This is a genomic window from Vulcanococcus sp., assembly GCF_044369115.1.
Classification (GTDB): Bacteria; Cyanobacteriota; Cyanobacteriia; order PCC-6307; family Cyanobiaceae; genus Vulcanococcus.
The window spans coordinates 1-9,204 of record NZ_JBIPMN010000107.1; the positions used below are offsets into that span (position 1 = coordinate 1).

The following is a 9,204-nucleotide window of genomic DNA, read 5'->3' on the forward strand; positions in this document are numbered from 1 at the left end:
GATGGGGGGAGTGCGGGTGAGCTCCGCGCGGGTGAGCCCCAGCCCAAGCTTGCTGGAGGCATCGAGCAGCACCTCCACCATCTGATCGCCGTTGCTGCAGTTCGCCAGCGCCTCGTTGGTGCGCTTAGCCCCATCGAGCGCTTTCACCAGGATCGCCACCCGCTGCCCCACCGACAGGGTGCTCGGATCCGTGGGCTGGCTCTCCATCTGCGCTGGCATGGTTGCCGGCAGGTTAATGGCGTTGCAGGGGTGACAGAACCACCCCCTAATGGCAAGACTGGATGCAACGCGCCGTCTGCATGACGCCATCCCAGCACCGCTCTCACCACTGGGTGATCGGTGACGTTCATGGTTGCGCTGACGCCCTTGAGCAGTTGCTACTGCGGCTTCCCGCAGGCGACCGGCTGATCTTCTGCGGTGATGCGATCAACCGTGGCCCAGGCATCGAGGCCAGCATGGAGCGCATCTGGGGCCTGGTGGAATCAGGCCGAGCAGTGTGGCTGCGAGGCAATCACGAACAAGACCTGATCAGCGGCCTGCAGCGGGGCAGCTGGCAGGCCGAGCGTCGCTTGGCCGGCTGCGACACCTACCGCCAGCTCGGGGAAACCCGCTGCAGCCACTGGCTGGAGCGGCTGCAGCACCTGCCTCTCGCCTATTGGGGTGAAGGCTGGGTCGCCACCCACGCCGGCTTTGATCCGAGCACCTGGCAGCCGGATCTACGGGTGCGGCTCAATTTCTGGCAGAACTACGACGGCCGCTTCGGCGACGTGGTGATCGGCCATACCCCTGGCCCCCACGTGCGCCGACTCCACCGCATCGTGATGGTGGACACGGGCGCCTGCTACGGGGGTGATCTGAGCGCCTACTGCCCGGAAACCCAAGCGGTGATTGCGGTTCCCGGTCTTCGAGCCGAACAGGCCTCAGCGCTGCCCGGCTTCCGCAGCCGCTCGCCGGAGCCGGCTGCCGCCCTGGGCTGAGCCTTGCTCACGCTGTATCGCAGCAATCGCGCCGAACTGCTGGCCCAGGTGTTGGCGGCCCAGTTGGAGCTCGCCCCCCCCGGGCCACTGGAGCAAGTGCAGGTGGTGGTCAACACTTGGCCCACCAGCCGCTGGCTGGGGGAGCAGATCGCTACGGGCCTCAGCGCCGGCATCGCCGCCAACCTGCGCTTTCCCTTCCCCACCAGCCAGCTGCGGCAGCTGGTGGATCACTGGCTCGGGGATGGCCCCGCCACTGGCCCAGACCCATGGCGTGCCCAGAACCTGGTGTGGCCGCTGCTGGAGCAGTTGCCCGCCCTACTCGATCAGCCGCAGGCCGCACCACTGCAGCACTGGCTGCAGCAGCGCCAGGGCCACAACCAGCTGCGTCAGCTTGATCGCCCCCTCTGGCAGCTGGCCCGCGCCATCGCCGATGCCATCGACGACTACGGCCTCTATCGCCCGGCCATGCTCGAAGCCTGGCTGCAAGGCAACGCCGTGGATAGCCGCGGCCAGCCCCTCCCACCGGCGCTGCTCTGGCAGCCACTGCTGGTGCGCAGCCTGGCTCAGGCGCTCCCGGGCGAGCCCTTCGGCCTGCGGGCCCTGGCGCTGATCCGCCGGCTGCAGCAGGGCTGGCGGCCAGAGATCCACAACACCCAGCCGCTGCGGCTGTTTGGCCTAAGCAGCCTGGCGCCGGTGCAGGTGGAGCTGCTCCAGGCGATCTCGGCCTGTCAGGCCGTGGAGCTCTACCTGCTCACCCCCTGCCGCGATCTCTGGCAGCGACGCGAAGGCGCCGGCAGCCGCGATCCCTTAAGCAGCGACTGGCTACTGGAGGTGCCCGGACTGGAGGCCCGGTTCGGGCGGCTGGGCGCTGAATTTCAGCAGCTGCTCGAGGGCAATGGCGAAAGCCAGCTGGGGGAATGGCGAGCAGGCGATCTGTTCTTTGCGCCCGCCGCCGTGGCCGCCGAGCAGGATCGGCCCGCCTCCCTGCTGGAGCAGCTGCAGGAGCGGCTGGCCAGTGGCAACCCTGATGGCGAATCCGCTGAAGCGCTGCAGGCCCCACCCGGCGACAGCTCCCTCGAATTCCATGCCTGCCCCGGCCGGCTGCGCCAGCTGCAGGTGTTGCGGGATCGGCTGTTGCAACTGCTCGCTGCCGATCCCAAGCTCGAACCGCGCGACATCCTGGTGATGACTCCCCAGGTGGAGGCCTTCGCGCCCCTGGTGGGGGCGGTGTTCGGCGACAACCGCGCCACCGGCGTGACCCTGCCCTGGCGCCTCACCGACCGCAGCCAGCAGAGCGAGGCGGGCATCAGCCAGGGGCTACTCGAACTACTGCGGCTGGGGGGAGAGCGCTTCACCGCCTCAGCTCTGGAACGGCTGCTGGCTTGCACGCCCTTGCTCGAGGCCCAGGGGCTCACCGGCGACGATGCCGCCGCCATCAGCCGGGTGCTGCAGGAGGCCGGCTTCCGCTGGGGGCTCGATGGCGCCGATCGCGGCGGCGATGACTGCCACAGCCTCGAGTGGGCCCTCGATCGCCTCATACTCGGCCTGGTGCTGCCGGAGCAGCCGGGCCTGGCGCCCAGCAACTGCGCCCCGCTGGCGATGGAGGGGAGCCTCGAGCAGCAGCAACGCTGGATCGCCTTGCTGCGGGCCCTGTTGCAGCAGCTGCGCTGGCTCGGGCAACCGCGCACACCGGCGCAATGGATCACAAGCCTGCGCCAGCTGCTCAGCGCCCTGTTCGGCGAGGGCGGGGAGCGGGCCTGGGAGCTGCAGAGCATTCATGCCGCCCTGGCCGATTGGAAAGCGGTGGCGGAGGCCAGCGCGTTGAAGCTGGCGGCACCGGTGGTAGCGGAGCTGCTGGGGGAGCGTTTGAGCGAGGGCAGCGGCCGCTTCGGGCATCGATCCGGTGCGCTCACCATCAGCGCCCTCGAGCCGATGCGCGCCATTCCCCACAGGGTGGTGGTGCTGATGGGCCTGGATGCTGGTGCTTTCCCGCGCCAGCGGCAACGGCCCGGTTTCCACCTGCTCGAGCAACAGCGCCAGCTTGGGGATCCGAGCAGCGGCGATCAAGACCGCTACGTGCTGCTCGAGAGCCTGCTTTCGGCGCGGCAGCACCTGCTGGTGAGCTGGAGCAATCGCGATGAGCGCACCGGAGAAGCGCTCGAGGCCTGCACACCGGTGCGGCAGTGGCTGGAATGGCTGAGCCGCGAGCTACCGCAACTGCCCCTGCGGGTGCACTGCGCCAATCCACTCGAGCGCGCCAATTTTCTGCCTGCCGAGCCCTGGCCGCCCGCCAGCTGCGATCGCCGCCTGCTGCAGGCCCGCCAACAGCTCGAGCAGGGGCTGGCGGCACCACCGGCACGGGGGCTGGCCTTCAGCGCCATGCCAGCAGAACCGCCCCCGGTAAGCGAGCCGGCGGCCACGCCCGAACAAGCCTGGAGTGCGTTGCGCCAATGGATCGAGCAGCCGCAGCGCAGCTGGCTGGAAGGCCTGGGCCTGCGCCCCCGCGAGTTCGACCACCCCGTGCTCGATCGCGACGCCCTGGAGCTGGGGGAACGGGAGCGTTCAGTGCTGCTGCGCCAACAGCTCGACCCGCTGCCGCCGGCCCTGCCCGATTGGCAGCAGCTGGAGCGGGGCACGGGCCTACTCCCACCGCTGGCCGCCGGTGAACTGGAGGTGGAGCAGCTGGAGCAGCGCTGGCTGGCCCTGAGCAGCTGCCTGGAGCTGCTCGGGGAGCCGCAACTGCGCCAGGTCAGCTGGGATGGGCTGGCGGCGGAGCTGCCCTGGCGGGGCCGCCAGCTGGTGCTGGTGCACACCGCCAAGCCGCGCACACCGCAGCGGCTGGTGCTCTGGCTGGAGCTACTGCTCGCCTGCGCCGCCGGCCAAACCCCCGCTGGCGCCGCCCTGGTGGGCCGGGATGGCCATCGCTTCCGGGTGCTGGAGCGGCTGGAGGCGCTGCCCGCATCCGCCGCGGCCGCGCAGCTGGAGCAACTGCGCCAGTGGCACCATCACCATCGCCAGCGCTGCTGGCTCCTCCCCCCGGAAACCGGTTGGGCCTATGCCGCCGCGGCCGAGCAGCGCCGCTGGAACGCGGCCCTGGCCGCCTGGGAGGGCAATGCCATGCAGCGGGGGGAACGGCGCGATCCGGTGCAGGCGGTGTGTTTCGGTGCCGATCTACCGCTCGAGCAGCTGCTCACGCCGGAGCGGCAGGCGCTGGCCCTGGCACTGCACGGGCCCTTGCTGGAGCGGCGCCAGGAGGTGAAGGCATGAGCCTGCTCCGCTTTGATGCCAACGCCATGCCCCTGAGCCCGGGCATCCGCTTGCTAGAAGCCAGCGCGGGTACGGGCAAAACCTTCGCCCTGGCTCACCTGGTGCTTCGCCTACTCAGCGAAGGCAGCGCACCGCTCACGGTGGAGCAGCTGCTGGTGGTCACCTTCACGGATGCTGCGGCCGCGGAGCTGCGCGATCGCATCGCCCGCCGCCTGCAGGAGGCCCTGCAGCTGCTCGAGCCCGGCAGTGCGGCCACACCCGGCGATGCCCCCCTGGCGGCATGGCTCGAAGCCCTCGGCCCCAACCCAGCAGCGCTTCTGCGCGGCCGCTTGCTCTTGGCGCTTGAGCAGCTGGATCGTGCCGATATCACAACCATCCATGGCTTCTGCCGCCGCACCTTGCAGCGCCAGGCGCTCGAGGCTGGCCTGGGGCCGGCAGTGAGCCTCGAGAGCGAAGGCCGCGAGCGCCGCGCCGAGCTGGTGCACGACTACTGGAGCCGCCAGGTGCTGCCCCTGCCCGCAGGTCTCTTAGCGGGTCTGCGCCAGCGTCACGTGACGCCCGAGCAGCTCACGGGGCTGCTGGGCAGTCTCGATGGCGACCCCGCCCTGGTTCTCGATCCCCTGCCTCCGGAGCTGAGCAGCGAAGCGCCTCTGGCCGCGCAGCTTGAGGCGCTCTGGCCGACGCTCTGGCAGCGCTTCCACCAGGAATGGCTGGAGCGCAGCGCCGCCCTGGAAGACGATCTGGCCGCCGCGGCCCGTGAACTGAAAAGCCTGGGGATCGCGGCCAAGCCGTACCGGCTCAAACCGAAACCCGACAAGCTCGATCGGGTGCAGGCCTGGCTCGATGGCCGGCCCGATCCCAGCGCAACCCCGAGCTATCAGCAGGTGCTCAGCCAGAGCGATCTGCTCGGCTACTTCCACCCGGGGAGCTTCTGCAAGGTGGCAGCACTGGCCCATGGCGATGGTGTGTCACTGCCGCAGCGGCCGCTGCTGGAAGCGATCGCCGCACTCGTGGATGGGCCGGCGGAACTGGCGCTGCTGCACTTCGCCCATTGGGGCCGCGCCGAGCTGGCCCGACGGCGCGAACGCAGCGGCCAGATGGGCTTCGGTCAACTGCTTGAGGCTCTCGATCCAGGCCCGGATCCAGGAGGTGGAGAGTCGGCGCTGCTGGCGGCCGTGGCCCAGCGCTACCGCGCCGCCCTGGTCGATGAATTCCAGGACACCGACCCGATCCAGTGGCGCATCCTGCAGCGGGCCTTCACCGGCTCTAGCTCGGAGCATCTGCTGGTGATCGTGGGCGATCCCAAGCAGGCGATCTACCGCTTCCGCGGCGGCGAGCTGGCCACTTATCGCCAAGCGGCGGCGGCAGCTAGCACCAGCTACGGCCTCACCGAAAACCGCCGCTCCAGCGAGGCTCTGGTGGCGGGGCTGAATGCCCTGATGCGGCCCGGCCTGGTGCGCTCCGGCCTGGACGTGCCCGCCGTGGAGGCCAAAGCCTGCAAGGGAGAGCTGCTGCTGGCGGCGGGCGAATCGCCCCTGCAAGCGCTGCCCGTGGAGCCCGCCCAGCTCGAAAGCCGCGTGGCGGCCTGGTGCCAGGCCTTGCTGGAGCGGCGCTTGCTGCTGCGGCAGGGCGACGACGAGCTGCTGCTCCAACCGGGCGATCTCTGCCTGTTGGTGGGCCGTCACAGCCAGGCCGAAAGCCTGCGGGCCGCCCTGGAGCAACGGCAGCTGCCCAGCCGGCTGGTGAGCCGCGGCGATGTGTTCGAAACCCTGGGGGCCACCGCCTTGCAGCGCCTGCTCGATGCCCTGGCCAGCCCGGGAGATCCTGGCCGCCAACGGCTACTGGCGGCCTCAGCCCTGCTGGGCTGGTCAGCCGAAGAGTTGCACGGCAGCCCGCAGGAGCGTTGGGATCAACTGGCAGCCGATCTGAGCCAATGGGCGCAGCAGCTGCCGCGCCTGGGGCTCACCGGCGTCCTCGCCGAACTGCTCGCGGCTGATGGGCTGGCCCAGCTCTCCTTGCGGGGCCGGGCCCTGGCGGATCTGCAACAGGCGGCCGAGCTGGTGCAGGAACAGATGCACAGCCAGGGGCTGGGGGCGGTGGCGGCGGCGGATTGGTTGCGCAACCTTCGGCTGCAGGAGGAGCGCGACCCGCCCGATGCCCACCTCTGCCGCAGCGACGCCGCCCAGTCGGCGATCGCAGTGGTGACGGTGCACCGCAGCAAAGGCCTCGAATATCCAGTGGTGGTCTGCCCTTACCTCTGGAAAGCACCAGCGCCGGCCCGCGCAGGCTCCCAGCGGCTGGGGCGGCGCTGGTTGCCGCCCGGCAGCGCTGAACCGCGATTGGATCTGCACCTCAATCCCTACTGGGGCCCCGGCCGTGCCGCCGCCGCCCAGGACTACGAAGCCCAGCTGCAGGAAGCCGAACGCCTGGCCTACGTGGCCTGCACCCGCGCCCAACACCTGCTGGTGCTCGCCTGGCCTGGATCAGAACACGCCGAAGCCGGCAACCCGCTCAGCCCCTGGTTGGAGCAAGCCAAGCCGCTCGATCTCCACGCGATCGAGCCCACCGAGCTGCCACCACCGGAGCGCCCCTGGCGCCCCGATCCCGAACGCGGAGCCCTGCAGCTCGGCCCCACCCCAAACCGCCCGCTCGATAGCCGCTGGGGCCGCGCCAGCTATTCCGCCTGGGCCCACGCCGAAGCAGCGCTGCCGCCCCAGGCGCAAGACGAAGGCCGCGACAGCGATGCCCTCACCGCCCCAGACGACAGCGATGCCACAGCCGCTCCAGCCGCCAGCGCCCTCTGGCCCGCCCTGGGCCCACTGGCCCACTTCCCGCGGGGCGCCGGCCCTGGTGATGCGCTGCACCGCATGCTCGAGCAACTCGATTTCGCTCAGCTGGCTGAAGACCCGCAAGCCAGCCAAGCGCTACTGCTGCAGGAGCTGGAGCGAGCAGGCCTGGAAGCGGAGCACCTGGATCCGCTGCTCCAAGCATTGGTGCAACTGGTCCAGAGTCCACTGGGTGGGGAACTGGGCGCCTGCCGGCTGATGGATCTGGCCAGCGGTAGCTGGTTGAGCGAACTCAACTTCGATCTACCCCTGGCCCATGTCGCTCCCGATCGTCTGGTGCGCAGCGCAGGGCTGGCCGCGGCCTTTGAGCAGCATCCAGGCGGCCGCTTCGGGGCCGATTACGGCCGGCAACTGCGCAGCCTCCAGGTGGCCAGTCGCGGCTTCCTCACCGGCTCGATCGATCTGGTGTTCCAGTGGCAACAGCGCTGGTGGGTGGCCGACTGGAAGAGCAACTGGCTGGGCCGCAAAGGCAGCCAGGGCCAGGTGGTGGCCTGCGGCCCGGCCGATTACCAGCAACCCGCCATGGCCGAGCTGATGCTGCGCAGCCACTACCCCCTGCAGGCCCATCTGTATCTGGTCGCCCTGCACCGCTATCTGCACTGGCGCCTGCCGGGCTACGACCCGGCCGAACACCTCGGCGGCTACGCCTACGTGTTCCTGCGGGGCGTGCCCGGCCCCGTAGCGAATCCGGAAGCGGGTGTTCCGGGTGTGCTGGTGGACACCCCACCGCTCGAGCGCCTGCTCGCCCTGGATGCGCTGCTGCGGGAGGGTCAGCCATGAGCGCACTCGCCGCTGCCCTGTACGACACCTTGCTGCGCCGCCAACCACCAGCAGCCGGCGTGGATCCGGCGCTGCTGCAGCCGCTGATCGCAGCTCTGATCGAAGCCCTGGAACAGGGCGAACTGGGGCTCGATCTACGCCAGGCCGAGCTGCCGGAAGGATGCCTCGAGGCGCTGGCGGCCAGCAGCTGGCTGGTGGAGGCGAAGGAGCTGGCCGGCCGGGCGAGCGACGCCGATCCCTGGCCTGATGAGGCTCTACTCGTGCGCGATGGTCCCTGGCTGCGCTGGCGGCGCTGGCAGGAGCAGCTGCAGCGCTGCCTCAGCGGTGTGATCACGCGGGCATCCACACCGCTCACTCCCGCCCCCAGCGCGGGCGCCCTGAAAAAGGCCCTGGCCGCAGTAACGGCGGGCGGTCTGGATGCCCAGCAGCTGGCGGCTACCGAGGCCCTGCTGCAACGCCAGCTGGTGCTGCTGCTCGGCGGCCCGGGCACCGGAAAAACCTCCACCGTGGCGCGGATGCTCGAGGCCGCCCTGGCGATCGAGCCCCAACTGCGGATTCAGCTGGCAGCCCCCACAGGCAAGGCCGCCGCACGTCTGAGCGCAGCGCTCAGCGGCGCACCAGCGCTGCCCTGCTCCACCTTGCACCGCCTGCTGGAGGCCCGGGGCAGCAACCGCTTTGGCCGCGATGCAAGGCGGCCGCTGGAGCTGGATCTGTTGGTAGTGGATGAGGTCTCGATGGTGGATCTGCCCTTGATGAGCGCCCTGCTCACAGCCCTGCCCCCCACCGCGCGCCTGCTGCTGGTGGGCGATGCGGGCCAACTGCCGCCAGTGGGCACCGGAGCCGTGCTCGAGGAGCTCTGCCGCCCCGCCTGCCGCGAGCAGCTGGGGGCAGCCGTGATCGAACTCACCACCACTTACCGCAACAACGGCGCAATCGCCGCCGTGGCCGCGGCCCTGCGCCACCCGCCAACGAGCGGCCGCGAACCACTCGAAGCCCTGCGGCCACAGCTGGAGCAGCTGCCGCCAGAGGCCAACCTGCAGTGGCTGGAGGCACCTTTACCCCAGCTGCCAACGGCTGTGCTTCAGCCCTTACGGGAGCAGCAACAACGGCTGCTGGAACTCAGCCAAGCGCTGCGTTGGCAGGAGGAGCATGTTCATCCTGAGGACAGCGCCGCTCTGCTCATAGCCTTAGAGGACCGCATCGCCCTGAGCCCGCTGCGCCAGGGGCCCTGGGGGGTGGAAGCTCTGCACCGTGCCCTGCTCGGCTCTGCGCTGGGAGCACCACTGGAGCGCTGGCCCCTGGGCACGCCGGTGCTCAATCGGCTCAACCGGCCG

4 protein-coding genes and 1 pseudogene are annotated in these 9,204 nt (G+C 70.3%); 4 read left to right on the top strand and 1 reads right to left on the bottom strand.

Annotation, left to right across the window (positions count from 1 at the left end):
- Nucleotides 1-207, bottom strand: a pseudogene (locus ACIQ2E_RS09340) (hypothetical protein); the annotation flags it as partial.
- Between the two features lie 92 nt (nucleotides 208-299).
- Between ACIQ2E_RS09340 and ACIQ2E_RS09345 the strand changes: the two are divergent.
- The 4 genes from ACIQ2E_RS09345 to ACIQ2E_RS09360 all read left to right on the top strand — a co-directional run.
- Nucleotides 300-977 carry a metallophosphoesterase gene (locus tag ACIQ2E_RS09345; protein WP_398329368.1) on the top strand — a complete coding sequence of 226 codons (678 nt, stop codon included), beginning with the start codon at nucleotides 300-302 and terminating at the stop codon, nucleotides 975-977.
- Nucleotides 978-980: 3 nt separating this feature from the next.
- A complete protein-coding gene (locus ACIQ2E_RS09350) occupies nucleotides 981-4,244 on the top strand; it encodes an exodeoxyribonuclease V subunit gamma (RefSeq protein ID WP_398329371.1) in 3,264 nt (1,087 codons plus the stop codon).
- Nucleotides 4,241-7,870 (top strand): UvrD-helicase domain-containing protein, encoded by a 3,630-nt coding sequence (locus tag ACIQ2E_RS09355; protein WP_398329374.1) that lies wholly within the window; start codon nucleotides 4,241-4,243, stop codon nucleotides 7,868-7,870. The genes ACIQ2E_RS09350 and ACIQ2E_RS09355 overlap by 4 nt, the downstream gene beginning before the upstream one ends.
- On the top strand, nucleotides 7,867-9,204 hold a 1,338-nt coding region (locus tag ACIQ2E_RS09360), incomplete at its 3' end, for an AAA family ATPase (protein ID WP_398329378.1). The genes ACIQ2E_RS09355 and ACIQ2E_RS09360, both read left to right, overlap by 4 nt.